The following is a 20,214-nucleotide window of genomic DNA, read 5'->3' as shown; positions in this document are numbered from 1 at the left end:
TTTTGCAATCTTAATTACAGAACTTTCGTGCGATCCAGAACAAATTATATTCTTGCTGTTGGTATCATTTTTTTGAATGTTATAATATTACTGGTAAATATATATATAATAAGAAATGGTTTTCGTCTCTTTGAAGGAGGCTTAAATTTTTCTACCCTGTTAATGATTTCAAATGTTTTTATCTTTCCTGCAGCTGCAACATTTTTCAAAAACTTAAGAGGTGAATTTATAATATTAGCACTGAACATATTAGGAATAGTTATAGCCATTTTAGGAACTTTCCTAGCTTTTATGATGATAACAATTCAATGCTAAAGGTAGATTATTGCGTTAATATCTGACCTAGGAATCAGGAGCATTAAGAAAATTTGAATGTAATCCGTTAAAAAAATCCGCTGTCTGAACATGGGACTTGTTCAGAACCGAAGCAGAACCAGATGATCCATGCGAGTTTAGAAATTTTAAGAGTACATTCCAATTTTTAGCGGATGATTCCCGTCTTGAACTTTGTATACTTTTGTTTGACTACGTCGAATCTTCGATTTCAAGACAAAAGTATAAGTATAAATTATGAATGAAAATCATCAGATCTGGATTTTCATCTCTCACTGAAAAACCGTATTTTTGTACATCTAAAAAGTAAAAGAACGAATGAATTCCTACAAAAATCCATTGGAAGAGCGCTACTCCAGTGAAGAAATGTTATTTAACTTCTCACATAATAACAAATTCCAGAATTGGAGAAAGCTTTGGATAGCTCTTGCTGAAATCGAAAAAGACCTTGGACTTGAAATTACAGACGAGCAGATCGCTGAGTTAAAAGCTAATGCTGAAAACATCGATTATGAGAAAGCAGCAGAGTATGAAAAAAAATTCCGTCATGATGTAATGGCTCACGTTCACGCTTACGGGGATGTGGCGCCTTCAGCAAAAGGAATTATCCACCTTGGAGCTACTTCAGCTTTTGTAGGAGACAATACAGACTTAATCCAAATCCGTGACGGGCTTTTAATCTTAAAGAAAAAGCTGGTTAATGTGATGAAAAATCTTTCGGATTTTGCGATTCAGTATAAAGACCTTCCTACTTTAGGATTCACACACTTCCAGCCGGCTCAGCTGACAACAGTTGGGAAAAGAGCTACCCTTTGGCTACAGAGTTTGGTTCTTGACATCGAAGAATTGGATTTCTTCCTTGAAACCCTACGTTTCAGAGGAGTAAAAGGAACTACAGGAACAGCTGCAAGTTTCCTTGAGCTTTTCAACGGAGATTATTCTAAAGTAAAACACTTAGATAAAGAACTTTCAAAAAGATTCGGTTTCGATAAAGTGTTCGGAGTTTCCGGACAGACTTACGATAGAAAAATTGATGCGAAAGTAGTTGCTTTATTGGGAAATATTGCACAATCTGCACATAAATTCACAAACGATTTACGTCTACTTCAGAATCTTAAGGAAATTGAAGAACCATTCGAGAAAAATCAGATAGGTTCATCGGCAATGGCTTACAAGCGTAACCCAATGAGAAGCGAAAGAATCGGAGCATTGGCAAAATATGTAATGTCTCTGACAACAAGTTCTGCAATGGTGGCCTCTACACAATGGTTTGAAAGAACATTGGACGACTCTGCCAACAAGAGATTAACCATTCCTCAGGCGTTTTTAGCTGTGGATGCTATTCTTTTGATCTGGAACAATATTCTGAACGGAATTGTTGTTTATCCAAACAGAATCAACAAGCACATTATGGAGGAACTTCCTTTCATGGCGACAGAATACATCATCATGGAAGAGGTAAAAGCGGGTGGTGACCGTCAGGAAATCCATGAGGTAATCAGAGTTCACTCTATGGAAGCTTCCAAGAAAGTGAAAGAGGAAGGAAAAGAAAACGACCTTATTGAAAGAATCCTGAATGATAATTCTTTAAAACTAGACAAATCAAAACTGAAAGAAGTTTTAGATCCTAAAAACTTTATTGGTTTCGCGCCGATCCAGACGGAGGAATTCATCAAAAATGAAGTGCAGCCGATTATAGACCAAAACAAGGACTTAATTGGATTGGAAGCTGATCTTAAAGTATAAAACAATATGCAGTCTTTTGGGCTGCATATTTTATTTAATTCGTATGAAGATTTACCTGTTTTTTATTTTATCTTTATTTCCTGTGATGATATTTTCTCAGGATTTAAAACCTAATAAAAAAATCAGATCCGATGCCGATTTTAGCCATATGGTTTCAGGGATGACCGCGCCTGTTAGTTTAGGTGACTTTTCCAGGACGGCATTGTTTACAAACTCTAAAAATGATAGTGTTTTTGCTGCAGAATATGAAAATAAGAGTAACGATGCGTTATTTAAATTCAAAATTATTCCGGCTTTTCTTGATGAAGAAAGACTTTTAAATCATTATTATAGAGATTTAGCTGAAAGAAAATATACTCCTAAAGAAAATGAAAAAGTAAATAAAGGAGTAACCCTTAAAGATGGAAAGTTCAAGCTTCACGGAATCAGCAGCTATTTTCACCATCTTAACAGATTGATTAATGTAAGAGTTTATGATGCAGGTTTTTGGGTTTTTATTTCAGAAATAAGCCAAAAAGGGAATGATACTTTAGTTCTGGATAAAATGCATGACGAATTTTTAAAGAATTTACAACCAGCACAAATTGTACAAAATAATCCTTTAACAAGATATTCGAATATTATTTATGCACCTGTTGCTGCTCGTGACACGGTATTATTAAGAATCACCATGAGTAGTGCTACAAATAAGATGAAATGGATATATGAGAATATTGATAAATATGAAAGAGCTTCAGGAATTCCTGGAATCCTTTTAGATTTTCATATGGCGGGAATTAATGGTTTTATAGATTATAAGACGAAAAAAAATTCCACACCAATTAAAGAAGGTAATTTCACAGTAGATAAATTGATTTCGTTCTTCACAAAACTTAGAAATGATGGTTTCACAGACGAATATTTAATGGAGCAGTATAACTATTTATTAAGTCCGCCAGAAAATCATCAGTTTGATTATGAAGGTTATCAAAAGTGGAAGCTAAACAATTCTATAGACTATGATGTTGCTAATAAGTATTATATTATTGTAAATTCGCGTAAGAAAACAGATCTCACTAAAGACGAGTAAATTAAGCTTTGAAACCATCTCCAATTCAATGAAAAAAATACTTTTAACCATCATACTGATACCAATCATTTCTTTTTCTCAGACTAAAGAAGATTTACATTATTTCAAATCCAAAGATTCTTTAGTAGGAGTAAAAGATAAAGCAGGAAAAATAATTGTTCCTGCACAGTTCAAAGTCTTTTCATTCCTAAAGGATGAAGATCCTGTAGAAGGAGAAACCATTCTTTTTGACGGAACTAAAGAAGGCGAAGAACCGGAGAAAAATGCATGGGGCTATGTGTATGACAGAAATGGAAAATTCCTGTATCAGCCTTTCCTTTTTGACAATGGAGCAGATTATTTCTCTGAAGGGGTAAGAAGACTGGTTAAAAATGGAAAAGTAGGATTTGCAGACCGAAACGGAAAAATTGTCATTGAAGCTGAGCATGATTTTGCATTCCCCTTCAATTACGGTTATGCTGCATTTTGTGACGGCTGTGATTGGGAAAAAACAAATGACGAGCACAGATCCATTGTAGGCGGAAAATGGGGCGTGATGAATGTCAAAGGAGAAACGGTTCAGCCATTGGCAAAACCATCAGAAAAGGATGTTGAAATAGACGGGAAATACTACCCGAACCCGTTTCAGTACAATGAAAAGGAGAAGAATATCCTTCAGTTCTTTGAAAAGCAGAAGAAAAAACTGTCAGATCTTTATTATGTAAATTTTTATGACAAATTATCTGAAAAAGAAAAGAATCTGTTTTTTGAAATCGTAGAAAGACCAAAAGAAAATTTTCCCTATTATCAGGTGAATACTTATAATGATAGGAAGAAGGATTTAGATATGCTTTACCGCTTCAAGTTTCTGGTTTCAGAAGATGGAAAAACATTTTATGCCATTGAGGATTTTAATGAAAAGAAAGTTCCTTTTGAAAACTGGCTGAAAGAAGAAATAAAAAACGCAGAAGACTTTCAGAAAGAACATAAGGATAATCCGAATAAATTTATAAACAAGTAGCAGAATTTACTCAGAAGATGAGAAAACGTATAATAGTATTGATGCTAGCTTTGGGATTTGTGAGAAATTATGCACAAACAGATAAAGCGGTTTATTCAATCATTGATGCAGCTGCTCAGGAAGTGGCAAAAGAATCAAAAGCATACTCTGTTTCTGTAGGTGTTGTAAAGGATGGGAAAATTTATATCAAACACTTTGGGGAGATTGATAAAGGAAAAGGTAATAAAGCAAACGATAGTACTTATTTTGCGATAGCTTCCATTACCAAACTTTTTACAGGCCAATTGCTGGCGCAAGCTGTGTTGGATGGAAAAGTAAGCCTTGATGATGATGTACGTAAATTTCTGAAAGACCCTTATCCAAACTTAGAATACAATGGAGTTCCTATAAAAGTGAGAGATTTGATTTCGTATGAAACTGCTTTGCCTAGAAATCTTCCTATTGATGATGAACTGAGAAAAAATATGACGGATGAAACCGCTTTTTTATACAGTAATCTGGTGGAAGGATATACAAAGGAAAATTTTAAAAGAGAATTGGCTACTGTAAAATTAGAAGCAGAACCTGGTACAAAATATAAATACAGCAATACAAGCCTGGAATTAACCGGCCTTATGCTGGAAAATATATATGGGAAAAGCTACGAAACCCTTTTGAAAGAAAATATCTTTTCAAAAAATGGGATGGATCATACCAAACTGGAACTCGGTAAAAATGAAATTCAGGCCAATGGATATTTTGAAAATGGTCGTTTGATGCCAGTCTCAAAAAGTCTTTTATGGGGAGCAGGAGGGTCTAAAACTCAATCCACAATGGTAGATATGGTGAAATTTTTAAAACAAGAGCTCAACTCAAACAATAAAATAGCACAGGAATCTCAAAGAAATATTGATAATAGCAAAGAAGCGTGGGTTGGATATTTCTGGGACAAATATCTGATTACAGAACATGGTAAAAGAGGATATAAACATGGTGGGTCTTTTGGAATAAACAGCTTATTTACAGTATTTCCGGAGTTGAATATCGGAGTCTGTATCATTGTGAATGTCAATGGAGCTGAAACATTTTCTGCACTTTATCATGGTACCAGCAGTTTAGTGGGAGATCTTATTTCCACTTCAGATAAAAAACAGGTATATGGATATACTGTGAAAGGAGATAAATTGATCTTCTCTTATGCTCATCCTGTAAATTTAGATGCTGGCCTTCTTCATACCGTCTCTGTAGCAGGAAGTTTCAATGACTGGGATTCCGAAAACAAAGATTATCAAATGGTACAAAAGGATAAAAACCACTATGAATTGGAAGTTCCGGTATCTCGTTTTGAAAAAGGAAAAACGTATTCTTTTAGATTGGTATTGAATAAAGAAGAATGGATTGGAGCCTCTAAAAAAACATCCAATAATGATGGTACAAAAGATAATAATCTGGCATTTGTTTTATAAGAAAAAGTTAGAGGAAAAAGAAAGTAAAAGAGTAAATTTGTACAGAATAATGATTGGAGGGAAAATCTCTTTCAAAAATTTCCAATATAGATGGGTTTAAAGAAAAAACTTTAACTCAGAAAAAGTAAAAAAGAAAAATAAATCTAATATTAAAAATCTGACATCTAATTTTTAATAATGTTACAGAATCAAAATCATCAACAATTAATGACCGATCTTAAGGAGCTGGTAGACAAGACAAGAAGTCAGGTCGCTGCTCAGGTAAACTCGGCAATGGTGGTTTTGTACTGGGAGATAGGAAAAAGAATAAATGAAGATGTTTTAGATAATAAGAGAGCAGAGTATGGTAAAGAAGTTATTGTACAAATCTCTCAACAACTTACCTTAGAATTTGGAAATTCATTTTCTGAGAAAAATATCCGAAAAATGATGCAGTTTGCGTCTGTTTTTAGTGATTTTAATATTGTCGCATCAGCGATGCGACAATTATCATGGACTCACTTTCTGCTTCTTATTCCTATTTCGCAAGATACTAAAAGAAACTTTTATCTTGAAGTTTGTAAAATTGAAAATTGGAGTGTCAGAGTCTTGAGAGAAAAAATCAATTCTCTGCTTTTTGAACGAACAGCAATAAGCAAAAAGCCTGAAGAAATAATAGATAAAGAACTGAAAAACTGGTCTGAAAATAATATTTTAAACCCTGACTTAGTTTTTAAAGATCCCTATTTTCTAGATTTTTTAGAATTGAAAGATACCTTTTCTGAAAAAGATTTAGAAGAAGCCATTATCGTAGAACTTCAAAAATTCATTTCTGAATTAGGAAGTGATTTTGCATTTCTTTCAAGACAGAAAAGAATCACAATAGATAACAGAGATTACTATCTGGATTTACTTTTCTATCATAGGAAATTAAAGTCTTTAGTCGTTATCGAACTGAAATTAGGTGAATTTGAAGCCAGCCATAAAGGGCAGATGGAGCTTTATCTCTCATACCTTAATAAATATGAAAAAGTAGAAGGTGAAAACCCTCCCATTGGTTTAATACTTTGTTCCGGGAAAAATTCCGAACATATAGAACTCATGAATCTGGAAGGGGATAATATAAAAGTAGCAGAATATTTACTTATCTTACCTTCAGAAAAAGTTTTGCTTGAAAAATTGCATCGTTCAATAGAGATAGCAAGAAATAAATTTGAAAATAAAAAATAAATCTAATATTAAAAATCTGACATCTAATGTCTAATAACAAAAGAATTTTCGTAGAAAAAAGAGGAATTTTCGATGTTGAAAGTCCAAAAATTTTTGATGAAGTAAAAGCGGTTGTCCCGGCAGTTCAAAGTGTGAAAGTATACAATGTGTATGATATTTTCAACCTGAATGACGGAGAATTTGAAAAAGTGGTGAACAACACTTTCGTAGACCCTGTTACTGATATTTTACATACAGAAAACCCTGCAAAAGCTATTCATTTCGGGATGGAATTTTTGCCAGGTCAGTATGATCAGAGAGCAGATTCTGCACAGCAGTGTATCGCTTTACTGACAGAAAATGAAAAATCAAAAGTAAGAAGTGGAAAATTAATCGAATTTGAAGGAGTTTCTGAAGCGGATTTGGCTAAAATCAAAGACCTTTTGATCAACAAAGTAGAATCTCAGGAAAAAGACTTATCCATTCTGGATATTCCTGCAGATGAAACCCCGTCAAAAGTAATTATCCACGAAAACTTCATCAATTTCAATGATGCAGAACTTGAGAACTTCTATAACAGCCACGGCTTTGCATTAGGATTGGATGACCTGAAATTCATTCAGGAATACTTCAAAACTGAAGAAAGAAATCCTACGGAAACAGAATTAAAAGTATTAGACACCTATTGGAGCGACCACTGTCGTCACACGACATTCGAGACAGAATTGTCAGACATTCAGTTTGAAGGTCAGTTCAAACACACATTGGAAACTATTTTCAATGATTATATCGAAAAAAGAAAATTCTTAGGCCGTGAGCTGAAGCCAATTTCCTTAATGGACCTGGCAACAGTATGCGGTAAATATTTCCATAAAACAGGGAATCTTGATAACCTTGTTATTTCTGATGAGATCAATGCATGTACCATTCAGATCGAAGCAGAATATGACGGTAAAAAAGAACCTTGGTATTTATTATTCAAAAACGAAACGCACAATCACCCTACGGAAATTGAACCGTTTGGTGGAGCATCTACTTGCTTGGGAGGTGCTATCAGAGACCCGTTATCCGGAAGATCTTTCGTTTTCCAGGCGATGAGATTAACGGGAGCTGCAGATGTTTTGGAATCTGTTGACAAAACTTTACCAGGAAAACTCCCTCAGAAAACCATTACCAAACAGGCTGCCAACGGATATTCATCTTATGGTAACCAGATCGGTCTTGCCACTACAATGGTTTCTGAAATCTATGACGAAGGCTACAAAGCCAAGAGAATGGAAGTAGGTTTCGTTACAGGAGCTGTTCCTGTAGACTGGGTAAGACGTGAGAAGCCTGAAAATGGTGACTCTATCATTATCTTAGGAGGAGCAACAGGTCGTGACGGAGTAGGAGGAGCAAGCGGAAGTTCAAAAGAGCAGGACGAAACTTCTATCCACACGATGAGTTCTGAAGTTCAGAAAGGAAACGCTGTAGAAGAGCGTAAAATCCAGAGATTATTCAGAAATCCTGAGGTAACAAAGCTGATCAAAAAATCAAACGACTTCGGAGCAGGAGGAGTTTCTGTAGCAATCGGTGAAATTGCAGACTCTTTAGAAGTAAACCTTGATGTATTACCATTAAAATATGAAGGATTAAACGGAACCGAGCTGGCTATTTCCGAATCTCAGGAAAGAATGGCGGTAGTTGTGGATCCTCAGGATAAAGAAAAATTCATTAAATTCTGTGAAGCTGAAAACATTGTTGCGGTAGAAGTAGCAAAAGTGACAGATTCAGGAAGAATGCAGATGTTCTGGAAAGGAGACAAAATTGTAGACCTTTCAAGAGCTTTCTTAGATACCAACGGATGTTCAAAATCTCAGGAAGTGAAAATCACTCACCTTGAAGAAGTAAAAGAAGAAACAAAAGCTTTCACAGCAGAAAACTTCCTGAACATCTTAAAAGATAAAAATGTAGCTTCCCAGAAAGGACTGCTTGAAATGTTCGACTCTTCAATTGGGGCAACCACAGTAGCAATGCCTTTAGGTGGTAAATACCAGCAGACCCTTATGGAAGGAAGTGTGCAGACACTACCGATCTTAGGAGCAAAAGATATTAAAACCGTTTCTTTGGCGAGCTGGGGATTCGATGCTGAAATCTCAAAGCAAAACTCACTGTTAGGAGCATCTTATGCTGTTGTAGAGAGTGTGGCGAAGATTGTGGCGATGGGAGGTGATTATAAAAACATCAGACTAAGCTTTCAGGAATACTTCGAAAAATTGGGGCAAAATCCTGAAAAATGGGGTAAACCTCTAGCTTCACTTTTAGGAGCTTACAATGCGCAGATCAATTTAGGTCTTGCAGCGATTGGAGGAAAAGATTCCATGAGTGGAACCTACCAGGATCTGAATGTTCCGCCGACCTTGATTTCTTTTGCATGTGCCAACGGAGATAAAGAAAATATCATCTCTCCTGAATTGAAAAGTGCAGGGAACAAACTGTATTTCTTCAATCACGTTGCTCAGGAAAGCGGACTTCCAAACTATGATGCTTTAAAAGAAGCTTTTGAATTCATTTTCGAAAACATCAAAGCAGGAAAAATTGTTTCTGTAAAAACAGTGAAAGAAGGAGGTTTGGCAGTAGCTTTAGCAAAAATGAGTTTCGGTAACAGATTAGGAGCTGAAATCAATGCTGACGAAGCTGTTTTATTAGCTAAAAATATCGGTAGCCTGATCATTGAAACTAAAGAAGAATTAAGCTCGGCTGCTCTTCAGTTGATCGGAAAAGTAGTTGAGGATGAAACTTTGAGCATCAACAATTTCAAATTTCAAATTTCAAATCTTGAATCCAGTTTCACTTGTACATTCGAGAATCTCTTCCCTACTGTAGAAAAAGAAAAGATCACGGTTGAAATTGATGAAAAATCAAACTCAATCCATCCAAGAAATATCATCATCAAAAAACACGGAATCGCACAGCCGAAAGTATTTGCTCCGGTATTCCCGGGAACCAACTGTGAGTATGACACGCTGAATGCATTCCAGAAAGAAGGTGCTGTAGTAAGCAGCTTGCCTTTAATCAATATCAATCATCAGTTACTGGATGAAAGCATTGATGCATGGGTAGAAGAGATCAGAACTTCTCAGATTCTGGCATTCTCAGGTGGTTTCTCCGCAGGGGATGAGCCGGATGGTTCTGCAAAATTCATTGTCAACGTTCTGAAAAACGAGAAAATGAAAAATGCAGTTCATGAATTATTAGACAGAGACGGAATGATCATTGGGATCTGTAACGGATTCCAGGCGCTTGTGAAATCAGGATTGTTACCTTACGGAAGAATCAAAGATCTGGATGAAAACTCTCCAACGTTAGCTCACAATGCGATCAGAAGACATATCTCTCAGATGGTTACTGTACAAGTAGTGAATGATGAAAGCCCTTGGTTAAAAGGAATGAAAGGACAAACTTTCACAATTCCGATTTCCCACGGAGAAGGACGTTTCATGGCTTCAGAAGAAGAGATTAAGAAATTATATGAAAACGGGCAGATTGCTACCCAATACATTGATCTTGACGGAAACATCGCACACGGAATGCCATTCAATCCTAATAACTCTTTATTTGGAATCGAAGGAATCACCAGTCCATGTGGAAAAATCTACGGAAGAATGGGCCATCCTGAACGTTTTGCAGAAGGTCTCATGAAGAATATACCAACCGCGAATTATCACAACATATTCAAAAACGGTGTTGAATACTTCAAATAACAATACAAGAAAAATGATCGTCATCCATGGCGGTCATTTTTCGTCTTTAAGAGGTTTCTACGAAGAAGTTTCCAGTGTTCTGATGAAAGATACAGACTGGAAAGTAGGGACATTAGATGGTTTTGATGACATCCTTTACGGAGGGTTTGGAGTAATCGAAGGCAAAGAAGAAATTGAAATCATCTGGAAAGAATCAGAAAAGTCAAAAGAAGACCTTGGTTTTAATGCCACCCGTGAATTCTATGAAAACAAGATCAGACAGGGAAAACCCTTCAATACAGAACTCATTCAACAGAAATTAAATGAATTGATCGAAGGAAAAGGACAAACACTTTTTGAAATCCTGATTGAAATTATAGAATCACATATGAATATTACGCTGAGCCTGGAATGATGAGTATTGAGTAATGAGTGGAAATTTTTAAACGATGAAATTTTCCAGCTAGCTTCGTCCAATCAACTTGTTGATTCCTTCTTTGCTTCCTTGAATCAACACACTCACAATAAAAATCTTTGCGTCAAAAAAACAGAATATATTATTAACCATTAAGAATAATAAAGATTATAAGGAAAGTTAAGATTCATCGATGATGAATAAAGTAGGCTGCTAATTAATAGCTGTGCTATTACCTTAATACTTCTTCACTCCTTCAAAAATCTTAATGGTTCAAATAAGTTTATTCGACCAGGGTACAAATTGGTCGATAGCTAAGTGAAACGCCCTTGCGAACGAAAACATAAAAGTTAATACCATTAGCGCCTTTTGCGCTAAAAATCATATAAATTAAGGAGAATTATTTCCCTTAAACAATTTTTTCTTAATACTTTTACTTCAACAAAACAGGAAACAATAAAGTTCAATGAAGAAAATTATTTACGGGCTGTTCTTCGGTGACAGCATTACCTATGGAGAATATGACGGAGTTTTTGGCGGATGGGTAGATATTCTGAAAAGATATGCCCTGCAGAAATTTCATGAAGGAAATGGAGATGAACTGATTCTCTTCAATCTCGGAATAGGAGGAGAAACCACAGAAGGATTACTCAAAAGAATTCCTCATGAATTGGCTGCAAGAAATTCTGCTGATGGAAATATCGTTTTTCTAAGTTATGGAGCCAATGATCTTGCGGTAAAAGATGGAGTACAGATCGTAGATCCTGAAAAATTTAAAACCAATATCAAAGAAGCTGTTGCCCATGCCAGGCAGTTTTCCAATACCATTTATCTCGTAAGTATTCTTCCTTTTTCTCAAAAAATAGATGGAGTAGTGGTAAGTTCAGGGAAGAAAAGAATCAACGAAGATGTTGTCACATATAATCAGATTTTGAAAAATATTGCGGCAGAAGACTCATTGGGATATATAGATTTTTATTCTGCTTTCCTAGATGATAAAGAAATTCTGCTTTCTGCAGACGGTGTACATCCAAATGAAAAAGGCTATGGAATGATGGCCGAAATCGCAATACCAATCATTGAAAAGTATCTGTAATGCCTAATTTATTTTCTTATGGAACCCTGCAGAAAGAGCAGGTACAGCTTGAAACTTTCGGAAGACATTTGCAGGGTGAAAAAGATGTTTTATCAGGCTACAAATTAAACATGCTTGAAATCACAGATCCTGAAGTCCTGAGAAAAAGCGGCCAGAAATACCATCCTGTACTGGAGTTTTCAGGAAACAATGAGGATGAGATAGAAGGAGTACTTTTTGAAGTGACAGATGAAGAGATCCTCCAGGCAGACGAATATGAAGTAGATGATTATAAAAGAATAGAAACAGTCTTTAAATCCAGGAAAAAAGGATTTATCTATGTCGGAAAATAGTTTCTCATCTTTTAAAACATTGTCATTCCGGGCAAAGCAAGGAATCTAAATATGAAGTTTTCTCACAGCTTTTGCAAATGGAGTAACTTTTAGACTTAATATGTGCTTTTCTACTAATATGACCAATTTAATATTCAATAGAAGTGGGCTTTAGTCCACTTATCTTATAAAATAAATCCATTGGCTTTAGCCCAAATTTAAAAAAAACTACTGACATACCCTTGTCACAACCTGTTTTTATCTTTGTCATAACAAAAAATCAAGATATGAATAAAGTAAAAATCGGACCTTTTAAGGTAATCGGTATTGCAGTAAGAACAACCAATGAAAATGGACAGGCAGGAAAAGATATTCCTGTACTATGGGAAAAAATGATCAGCAAGAATATTGTCAATTCAATTCCAAATAAAATAGACAATACCATTTATTCTATCTACACCGATTACGAAAAAGACCATACAAAGCCTTATACAACAGTTCTTGGATGTAAAGTGGAAAACCTAGATAATATCCCGGAAGGAATGGTCGGCTATACTTTTGATGGAGGAGAATATCTGAAATTTACCACAAAAGGAGATCTTTCAAAAGGGTTGGTTATCAACGAATGGTTAAAAATCTGGGAAATGGATTTGAACAGAACATTTACCGCCGATTTTGAAGTGTATGGAGAAAAAGCACAAAATCCTTCAGATGCCGAAGTAGATATCTTCATCGCTGTAAAATAAAAAAGTGAAAAATCTCATACTTTCACAGACCTTTGAACTGAAGACGTGATATTCCCCTCCTTTGGAGGGGTGTCAAAAATTCAAAGAATTTTTGACGGGGTGGTTTAGCAGCATTTTTCAATAATTCCCCCATTTTAACTGAAAACATATTTCCCATACACCAAGACTCCGACAATCACAGATGCAATGGCCGTCAGCAATACAGCTCCGGCAGCAATGTCTTTAATAAAGCCAATTCTTTTGTCGAAATCAGGCTGAATGATATCACAGATCTTTTCAATAGCGGTATTAAAAATTTCAGCACTTAAAACAGCGACTGAAGCGATAATAACCAAAGCGGTGTCTGTGCTGCTCAGGTTGAAATAAAAAATAAGGAAGAGATTGACAAAAAATGCCAGAAGCTCAATCTGGAAATTTCTTTCTGTTTTAATCATCATAAAAACACCCCGGAAAGCATTGAGAAAACTTTTATGGATGGGAGGTTTTTGCATAATTTTAAACTTTTGAGACAAAGATAGTCTTTGTATTTTGATAAAATAGAGTTGCCCGAAGAAATATAAGCATAATATCAAGGCTCAAAACAAATTAAGGATCTTTGTTAAAAACTCCTCCATATTATTCTTTTCTTTGTTGTATCTATTTATTATATTTGTAGAAACTTATTTTATAAATCTATGAAATTTATTATTTCAAGTGGTGAACTGCAGAAGGCTTTGCAAACTGTAAGTGGCGTAATATCAAGCTCTCAATCGAGACCGATTTTAGAAAACTATCTTTTTGAATTAGACGGAAATAATGTTACCATTACAGCATCTGACGGTGAGACAACTCTTGTTACTTCCCTGGAAGTAAAGTCTGATGATACAGGTAAATTTGCTGTTCCTGCTAAAATTTTTCAGGATTTTATCAAGACATATGGTGAACAGCCTCTGACATTTGTTGTAAAAGACAATGCTGAAGGTACCGGAAGCCAGCTTGAGATTTTAGATGAAAAAGATAATTTCGCAGTAGCATTAGACAATGCTGATGACTATCCTGAATTACCGGAATTCGACGCTTCCCAAAGTGTAACAATGCCGGCAGGAGTATTGTCTGAAGCATTGACAAACACACTATTCGCTACAAGTAACGACTCTCTTCGTCCGGTAATGACAGGAGTGCTTTTCCAGTTTGGAGAAAATGAAACCAATTTCGTTTCTACAGACTCCCACAGATTGGTGGTATACAAAAGAGCAGACCTGATGAATGCTGAGCCGATGGAGTTTATCATGCCTAAAAAGCCTCTTAACATTTTCAAAAATATCCTGGCTAGTTCCAATGAAGACGTTACCATCGACTTCAATGAGAATATGGCTAAGTTTACTTTTGGTAAGCATATCTGGATCTGCAGACTGATTGACGGAAAATATCCGAACTATACTGCGGTAATTCCAAAAGAAAATCCAAATGTATTGACCATCAACAGAAATCTGTTGTTAGGAGCTATCAAAAGAGCATCTATTATGTCTAACAAATCTACCAACCAGGTAAGATTCAAGCTTTCCGGAAATATTCTTCACCTTCATGCAGAAGATACTGAATATGCCAACAAAGCAGACATGCAGATTCCTTGTGATTACAACGGAGAAGATATCAATATCGGATTCAGCTCAAAATTCTTAACAGAAATGCTGACGATTTTAGGATCTGACGATATTACCATGAAAATGTCTCAGCCTAACAGACCGGGGATCATCGAACCTCTTGATGGTCTTGAAGAAAACGAAAATATCTTAATGTTATCAATGCCGGTTATCGGATTGTAATAGTAAGATAACAAATAATAGAAAGCCGGAATTCTCCGGCTTTTTTTGTAGTCTGCTCTCTGACTTATAGTTGTAAATAGGGGCTAATCGACTTAGGAATCAGGAGCGTTAAGAAAATTTAAATGTAATCCGTTAAAAAATTTCCATTGTTTGAGCATGGACAAAATTTAGAACCGAAGAAGAACCGGACGATCCATGCGAGTTTGGAAATTTTAGGAGTACATTCAAATTTTTAGCGGATGATTCCTGTCTTGAACTTTTGTATACTTTTGCTTCAAGGTAAAAGTATAATAAGAAAAAAGCATTTAATAAACATGAAAAAAATAACAACTCTTATTCTATTATTATCATCTATCACTTTATTTTCACAAAATAATATCAAAGTATATCATGAGAAGAAAGGAGATACTTTGAGCCTTTATGCAGATAATAAGGGAATTTACCCGATGTCTTTAGTGTTTTCAGGATCTCCGGAAGTAGAAAATATGAGAATACCACAACCATTTAGAACAACACAGGTGATTCCTGCTAATTCAGTGAAAAATAAAGTAGGTTACTTTATTGTCGATGATAAAATGAAAGGATGGAAAGTGAAAAAGATTCCGGGCTATATGATGTATATCGGAGATGTTACTTTAAAGAACTATGATAAAGATTATCATTATGATTTACCTTTTAAAAAAGGAAAATCATTTAACATCTATCAAGGATATAATGGAACTTTCTCTCATCAAAATGAAAATTCTTTAGATTTTACAATGCCGGAAGGTACTGAAGTCATTGCTGCCAGAGAAGGGTTGGTAACTGATCTTGTAAGCACCAGTGATATAGGCTGCCCAACAAGAAGTTGTGTAGATAAAGCAAATTATATCACTGTTCTGCATCCAGACGGAACGTTTGCACAATATTATCATTTAAAGCAAAACGGTGTTAAAGTACATATTGGAGATCAGGTGAAAAAAGGAGATGTCATTGGATTAAGTGGTAATACAGGGTGGAGCAAAGGGCCTCATTTGCACTTTGTATGCTATCTTCCCAGAGTGGAAAATGATAAATACAGAGAAACAATCAAAACTCTTTTCAGAACTGGTGACGGAAATAAAAATGAATATTTGACAGAGAAAAAGACGTATTCAAAAGAGTATTAAACAGATAGTGTTATTTGTGAATCATTAGCGTCATTAGTGTTTAAATTAACTCATCATGGAAATAAAAATACAGTCTTACCACACCTCAGATTTTTCCGCAGAGTTCACAACCGAAAATTACAGCGTGTTTCTATGGAAAGGTTCCGGTGTTTTCTCAGTAGATGGTATTAATTATTCTTACAGCGGATACAATATTCTCTTTCTTTCTCCTTATCAAAAGGTAAAGCTGGTTTCGGAATCTGATGAAAATATCCACGTGCTTTTCTTTCACGGAGATTATTACTGTATAGAATATCATAAAGAAGAAGTGGCTTGTAACGGACTTCTTTTCAATAATATTTATCTGAATCCCGGGGTTGAACTGTCAGAAGAAAACTTCAATTATATTCTTGAGCTTTTTAATCATATTAAAAAAGAAGAATCTGAAAAACATCCGTTTTCGGAATCCATTATCAAGACCTATATCCAGCTTATTCTTGCCATTGGAAGCAAACAGAAAAGCAGTATTGAAAACAATGTGGTTTCTCACGAAAAGCTTCCCAATAAAAATGCTGCAGAATTTCAGAAACTTCTGGAAACATATTTTAAAAATGAAAAAGAACTGTCATTTTACAGCGATAAGCTAAACATTACCAATAGTACATTAAGCAAGGCAGTAAAGAAAGAATTCTCCAAAACACCCACTCAGCTTATCAATGAGAGAATTATTCTGGAATCTAAAAAACTACTACATTTAACCTACAGATCTGTAAAGGAGATTGCTTCTGAACTGGGATTTGAAGATGAATTTTATTTCAGCAGGTATTTCAAAAAGTCAGTAGGCTGCTCACCTAAAAATTACAGAGAAAAAGTAGGGATCTCCGTGGTGGCGAAAATGTCCATGTAATGTCCTGAAATGTCTATGTTGGTGCTGCAGGCATGTGAATACCTTTGGTAAAAAATAAATCACATGAAAAACAGCAGACTTTATCACCAATTATTACAATGGGATACGTACTTCTTCAATTTTCTCAGAATTTCAATTTTCATCGTCATGGCCTGGATTGGAGGCTTGAAAGCCTTTCATTACGAAGCTGATGGAATTGTACCTTTCGTAGCCAACAGCCCTTTGATGAGTTTTTTTTACAAAAATGCAAACCATAAAGTGCTTAATGAAGATCAAAAATCGGTTAAAGAATATACTTTGTACAAAAATCCGGAAGGAAAGGTAGTTCAGAAAAATATTGACTGGCATCAGAAAAACAGAACGTATGCGTTCTCCTATGGCTTGGGAACAATGATTGTTGTGATAGGAGTTTTGGTAGTATTGGGAATCTGGTTTCCTAAAATTGGAGCTGTTGGAGGCGCTTTAACATTTTTAATGTCACTCGTTACCCTGTCATTCCTGATCACTACTCCTGAAGTTTACGTCCCCAATCTGGGTGGAGACTATGCAACTCCTCAATATGGATTTCCATATCTGTCAGGGGCAGGACGTCTTGTACTAAAGGATATTATCATGATGGCTGCAGGGCTGGTGTTATTTTCTGACAGTCTGAAGAAGCTGGTAGGTCCGTCGGATCAATAGATTCCCGAATCAGCAGCACAAAGATTAACGAAAATTTATTATCTTAAAATCGCTTGTAAATTTCTCTATTTCTCAAAAAAACACGACATTTGTAGCTCGAAAAATCACACCGGAAAGGGTGTGGGATTTCAAATAAAAGTTTCAAAATAGAGCAGATAAAACCTTAGGGTACATCTGACAAATTAAATAAGTAGATAGATTAACAAATGAAAATATCAAACAACTGGCTGAAGGACTTTGTAAAAACGGAATCAAAAACTGAAAGAATCGGTGAATTCCTTACAGATATAGGTCTTGAGGTTGAAGGGATAGATAAATTTGAAAGTGTAAGAGGCAGCCTGGAAGGAATTGTTGTAGGTAAAGTACTTACCTGCGAAAAGCATCCTAATGCTGACAAACTGAAGAAGACAACTGTAGACGTAGGAAACGGAAAAGTGCTGAACATTGTTTGCGGAGCTCCTAACGTAGAAGCGGGGCAAACTGTTCCTGTAGCCGTTGTCGGAACAAAAATCTATGACAAGACCGGAAACTTTTTTGAAATTAAAGAAGCAAAAATCAGAGGTGAGGTTTCTCAGGGGATGATCTGCGCAGAAGACGAACTAGGTCTTAGCGATGATCATGGAGGAATTATGGTGCTGGATGAAACAAAATATGAAGTAGGAAAAAACTTTGCAGACTATTTTGAACTGACCAATGATGAGGTATTTGAAATCGGATTAACGCCGAACAGAACAGATGCCATGTCTCATTATGGCGTTGCCAGAGATTTACATGCCTACCTTTCTACAAACCAATTGAAGTCGCAATTTAATAAAGTTGCTTCTGAAGTTTTGAATAATGAAGGAACACATGATTTCAAACTGGAAATTGAAGATGCAGAATTGTGTCCAAGATATATCGGAGCCGTTATTGAAGATGTAAAAATAGCAGAATCACCATCCTGGTTGAAAGACAGACTGAAAGCGATCGGATTAAGCCCGATCAATAACGTTGTAGATATTACCAACTATATTCTTCACGGGTACGGACAGCCGCTTCACGCATTTGATGCAGATAAAATTGCAGATAAAAAAGTGAAAGTAGGTGTAGTAAAACCGGGAACGAAATTCACGACTTTAGATGGTGTTGAAAGAACATTAAATGGTTCTGAAATCATGATCAAAGATGGTAAAGATAAGCCGATGTGTATTGCCGGAGTATTCGGTGGCGAGAATTCAGGAGTATCTGATACTACAAAAACAATCTTCCTTGAAAGTGCTTACTTCAACCCGATTGCAGTGAGAAAAGGAGCAAAAGCGCATAGCTTGAATACAGATGCTTCTTTCAGATTTGAGAGAGGAGTAGACCCGAATCTTACAAGAACAGCCATCACTCACGCTATTAAAATGATTCAGGAAATTGCTGAAGGTAAATTGGTAGGTGACTTATTGGAAGAATATCCTAAGAAAATAGAGGACAATTATGTGATTCTTAGATTCTCTAAAATTGAGCAGATTTTAGGAACAAAAATCCACAGAGAAAAAGTAAAGGAAATCTTAAAAGCATTGGAAATTCAGGTTTTAAATGAAATCCCAAATGGTTTCGAAATCTCCGTTCCTGCGTACAGAGCAGATGTAACAAGAGAAATTGACGTGATTGAAGAGATTTTAAGAATCTACGGATACAATAAAATTGATGCTCCACAGAAGATTTCGTTTACTCCTGTTAAGCTAAGTGCTAACGATCAGGACGAACTGGAAAGCAGCTGGGCAAGAACTTTACAAGGTCTTGGTTTCAATGAAGTAATGAACAACTCATTAACTTCTGTGAAAGACGAAACAGATGCGGTAAAACTATTGAACCCTTTAAGCGGTGATCTGGCATTCATGAGAAAGTCTTTATTGGAAGGACTTCTTCAGAATACAGTATATAACATCAACAGAAAAAATCAGGATATCAAGTTCTTCGAATTAGGAAAAATTTATCACAAAAAAGATAAATACGAAGAAAGAAAACAACTTGCATTATTGGTTTCAGGAAGAGATGTTGCAGAAAACTGGCTTCAGCCAAAATCTGCAGTAAGCTTCTATAACCTTAAAGCTTATGTAAAAGTTTTATTGGAAAGATTAGCTGTAAATTATAAAGAATTAGCTCTAACTGATGACAGATTCTCTGATGCATTGGTATATGAAGCGGATGGTAAAGCATTGGTAAGAATCGGAAAGGTAGCGCCTGCTTTATTGAAAGACTTTGATATTGATCAGGAATGTTTCTACGCTGAAATTGAACTGGAATTTGCTCAGGAATTGCGTTCTAAAAATGAATTGAAATTCAAAGACATTCCGAAGTTCAACAAAATCAGAAGAGACTTAGCTTTATTGATTGATAAAACAGTTAACTATCAGGATCTATATCAGACGGCTAAAAAGAACAAATCTCCATTCATTAAAAACATTAATCTGTTCGATGTGTATGAAGGTAAAAATCTTCCTGAAGGTAAGAAGTCTTATGCCATGAGCTTCGAGTTATTAAACGAAGAAAAAACACTGGAAGAAAAAGAGATTACAGAAGTAATGGATTCTCTTATCAAAGCTTTCCAGAAAGAATTCAACGCTGAGTTGAGATCTTAATACTTGAAAATATA

16 protein-coding genes are annotated in these 20,214 nt (G+C 35.6%); 15 read left to right on the top strand and 1 reads right to left on the bottom strand.

Going from position 1 to position 20,214, the window contains the following annotated elements:
• Nucleotides 1-651 precede the first annotated feature (651 nt).
• The 10 genes from purB to V0410_RS07125 all read left to right on the top strand — a co-directional run bounded on the left by purB (nt 652) and on the right by V0410_RS07125 (nt 13,071).
• A complete protein-coding gene (gene purB / locus V0410_RS07170; protein ID WP_330746899.1) occupies nt 652-2,079 on the top strand; it encodes an adenylosuccinate lyase in 1,428 nt (475 codons plus the stop codon).
• Between the two features lie 43 nt (nt 2,080-2,122).
• Nucleotides 2,123-3,148, top strand: coding sequence for a hypothetical protein (locus V0410_RS07165; RefSeq protein ID WP_330746898.1), 1,026 nt, complete (start codon nt 2,123-2,125; stop codon nt 3,146-3,148).
• Between the two features lie 28 nt (nt 3,149-3,176).
• Complete coding sequence (locus V0410_RS07160; RefSeq protein ID WP_330746897.1) at nt 3,177-4,148, top strand: WG repeat-containing protein; 972 nt, start codon at nt 3,177-3,179, stop codon at nt 4,146-4,148.
• A gap of 17 nt (nt 4,149-4,165) precedes the next feature.
• Nucleotides 4,166-5,593, top strand: coding sequence for a serine hydrolase (locus tag V0410_RS07155; RefSeq protein WP_330746895.1), 1,428 nt, complete (start codon nt 4,166-4,168; stop codon nt 5,591-5,593).
• Between the two features lie 273 nt (nt 5,594-5,866).
• On the top strand, nt 5,867-6,802 hold the full coding sequence (locus tag V0410_RS07150; protein ID WP_330746894.1) for a PDDEXK nuclease domain-containing protein: 936 nt from the start codon (nt 5,867-5,869) through the stop codon (nt 6,800-6,802).
• 26 nt (nt 6,803-6,828) lie between these two features.
• Complete coding sequence (locus tag V0410_RS07145) at nt 6,829-10,524, top strand: phosphoribosylformylglycinamidine synthase (RefSeq protein ID WP_330746893.1); 3,696 nt, start codon at nt 6,829-6,831, stop codon at nt 10,522-10,524.
• On the top strand, nt 10,505-10,918 hold the full coding sequence (locus V0410_RS07140; RefSeq protein WP_330746892.1) for a ribonuclease inhibitor: 414 nt from the start codon (nt 10,505-10,507) through the stop codon (nt 10,916-10,918). Before V0410_RS07145 ends, V0410_RS07140 begins: the two co-directional genes overlap by 20 nt.
• Nucleotides 10,919-11,384: 466 nt before the next feature.
• Complete coding sequence (locus V0410_RS07135; protein WP_330746891.1) at nt 11,385-12,014, top strand: SGNH/GDSL hydrolase family protein; 630 nt, start codon at nt 11,385-11,387, stop codon at nt 12,012-12,014.
• Nucleotides 12,014-12,346: a gamma-glutamylcyclotransferase family protein gene (locus V0410_RS07130; RefSeq protein WP_330746890.1), complete on the top strand. Its 333-nt coding sequence runs from the start codon at nt 12,014-12,016 to the stop codon at nt 12,344-12,346. The genes V0410_RS07135 and V0410_RS07130 overlap by 1 nt, the downstream gene beginning before the upstream one ends.
• A gap of 266 nt (nt 12,347-12,612) precedes the next feature.
• Nucleotides 12,613-13,071 carry a GyrI-like domain-containing protein gene (locus tag V0410_RS07125; RefSeq protein ID WP_330746889.1) on the top strand — a complete coding sequence of 153 codons (459 nt, stop codon included), beginning with the start codon at nt 12,613-12,615 and terminating at the stop codon, nt 13,069-13,071.
• A 134-nt stretch (nt 13,072-13,205) separates the two neighbouring features.
• Here V0410_RS07125 and V0410_RS07120 read toward each other — a convergent pair whose 3' ends face one another.
• The gene (locus V0410_RS07120; protein WP_330746888.1) at nt 13,206-13,562 is read right to left on the bottom strand and encodes a diacylglycerol kinase family protein; all 357 of its coding nucleotides are present in this window, start codon (nt 13,560-13,562) and stop codon (nt 13,206-13,208) included.
• Nucleotides 13,563-13,745: 183 nt separating this feature from the next.
• Between V0410_RS07120 and dnaN the strand changes: the two genes are divergently transcribed.
• The 5 genes from dnaN to pheT all read left to right on the top strand — a co-directional run bounded on the left by dnaN (nt 13,746) and on the right by pheT (nt 20,200).
• Nucleotides 13,746-14,876 carry a DNA polymerase III subunit beta gene (gene dnaN / locus V0410_RS07115; protein WP_034699704.1) on the top strand — a complete coding sequence of 377 codons (1,131 nt, stop codon included), beginning with the start codon at nt 13,746-13,748 and terminating at the stop codon, nt 14,874-14,876.
• A gap of 314 nt (nt 14,877-15,190) precedes the next feature.
• Nucleotides 15,191-16,024, top strand: coding sequence for a M23 family metallopeptidase (locus V0410_RS07110; RefSeq protein WP_330746887.1), 834 nt, complete (start codon nt 15,191-15,193; stop codon nt 16,022-16,024).
• A 55-nt stretch (nt 16,025-16,079) separates the two neighbouring features.
• A complete protein-coding gene (locus tag V0410_RS07105) occupies nt 16,080-16,910 on the top strand; it encodes an AraC family transcriptional regulator (protein WP_330746886.1) in 831 nt (276 codons plus the stop codon).
• A 63-nt stretch (nt 16,911-16,973) separates the two neighbouring features.
• Nucleotides 16,974-17,591 (top strand): DUF417 family protein, encoded by a 618-nt coding sequence (locus tag V0410_RS07100; RefSeq protein ID WP_330746885.1) that lies wholly within the window; start codon nt 16,974-16,976, stop codon nt 17,589-17,591.
• Nucleotides 17,592-17,797: 206 nt separating this feature from the next.
• The gene (gene pheT / locus V0410_RS07095) at nt 17,798-20,200 is read left to right on the top strand and encodes a phenylalanine--tRNA ligase subunit beta (RefSeq protein WP_330746884.1); all 2,403 of its coding nucleotides are present in this window, start codon (nt 17,798-17,800) and stop codon (nt 20,198-20,200) included.
• The last annotated feature ends 14 nt before the right edge of the window (nt 20,201-20,214 follow it).

The organism is Chryseobacterium sp. CP-77, assembly GCF_036362765.1.
Lineage (GTDB): Bacteria > Bacteroidota > Bacteroidia > Flavobacteriales > Weeksellaceae > Chryseobacterium > Chryseobacterium cupriresistens.
This window is presented reverse-complemented; position numbering and strand designations above follow the sequence as displayed.

Excerpts from the sequence above, each read along its gene's own strand:
- purB (WP_330746899.1), top strand. The coding sequence starts at position 652 with ATGAATTCCTACAAAAATCCATTGGAAGAGCGCTACTCCAGTGAAGAA.
- V0410_RS07165 (WP_330746898.1), top strand. The coding sequence starts at position 2,123 with ATGAAGATTTACCTGTTTTTTATTTTATCTTTATTTCCTGTGATGATA.
- V0410_RS07160 (WP_330746897.1), top strand. The coding sequence starts at position 3,177 with ATGAAAAAAATACTTTTAACCATCATACTGATACCAATCATTTCTTTT.
- V0410_RS07155 (WP_330746895.1), top strand. The coding sequence starts at position 4,166 with ATGAGAAAACGTATAATAGTATTGATGCTAGCTTTGGGATTTGTGAGA.
- V0410_RS07150 (WP_330746894.1), top strand. The coding sequence starts at position 5,867 with ATGGTGGTTTTGTACTGGGAGATAGGAAAAAGAATAAATGAAGATGTT.
- V0410_RS07145 (WP_330746893.1), top strand. The coding sequence starts at position 6,829 with ATGTCTAATAACAAAAGAATTTTCGTAGAAAAAAGAGGAATTTTCGAT.
- V0410_RS07135 (WP_330746891.1), top strand. The coding sequence starts at position 11,385 with ATGAAGAAAATTATTTACGGGCTGTTCTTCGGTGACAGCATTACCTAT.
- V0410_RS07130 (WP_330746890.1), top strand. The coding sequence starts at position 12,014 with ATGCCTAATTTATTTTCTTATGGAACCCTGCAGAAAGAGCAGGTACAG.
- V0410_RS07125 (WP_330746889.1), top strand. The coding sequence starts at position 12,613 with ATGAATAAAGTAAAAATCGGACCTTTTAAGGTAATCGGTATTGCAGTA.
- V0410_RS07120 (WP_330746888.1), bottom strand. The coding sequence starts at position 13,562 with ATGCAAAAACCTCCCATCCATAAAAGTTTTCTCAATGCTTTCCGGGGT.
- dnaN (WP_034699704.1), top strand. The coding sequence starts at position 13,746 with ATGAAATTTATTATTTCAAGTGGTGAACTGCAGAAGGCTTTGCAAACT.
- V0410_RS07110 (WP_330746887.1), top strand. The coding sequence starts at position 15,191 with ATGAAAAAAATAACAACTCTTATTCTATTATTATCATCTATCACTTTA.
- V0410_RS07105 (WP_330746886.1), top strand. The coding sequence starts at position 16,080 with ATGGAAATAAAAATACAGTCTTACCACACCTCAGATTTTTCCGCAGAG.
- V0410_RS07100 (WP_330746885.1), top strand. The coding sequence starts at position 16,974 with ATGAAAAACAGCAGACTTTATCACCAATTATTACAATGGGATACGTAC.
- pheT (WP_330746884.1), top strand. The coding sequence starts at position 17,798 with ATGAAAATATCAAACAACTGGCTGAAGGACTTTGTAAAAACGGAATCA.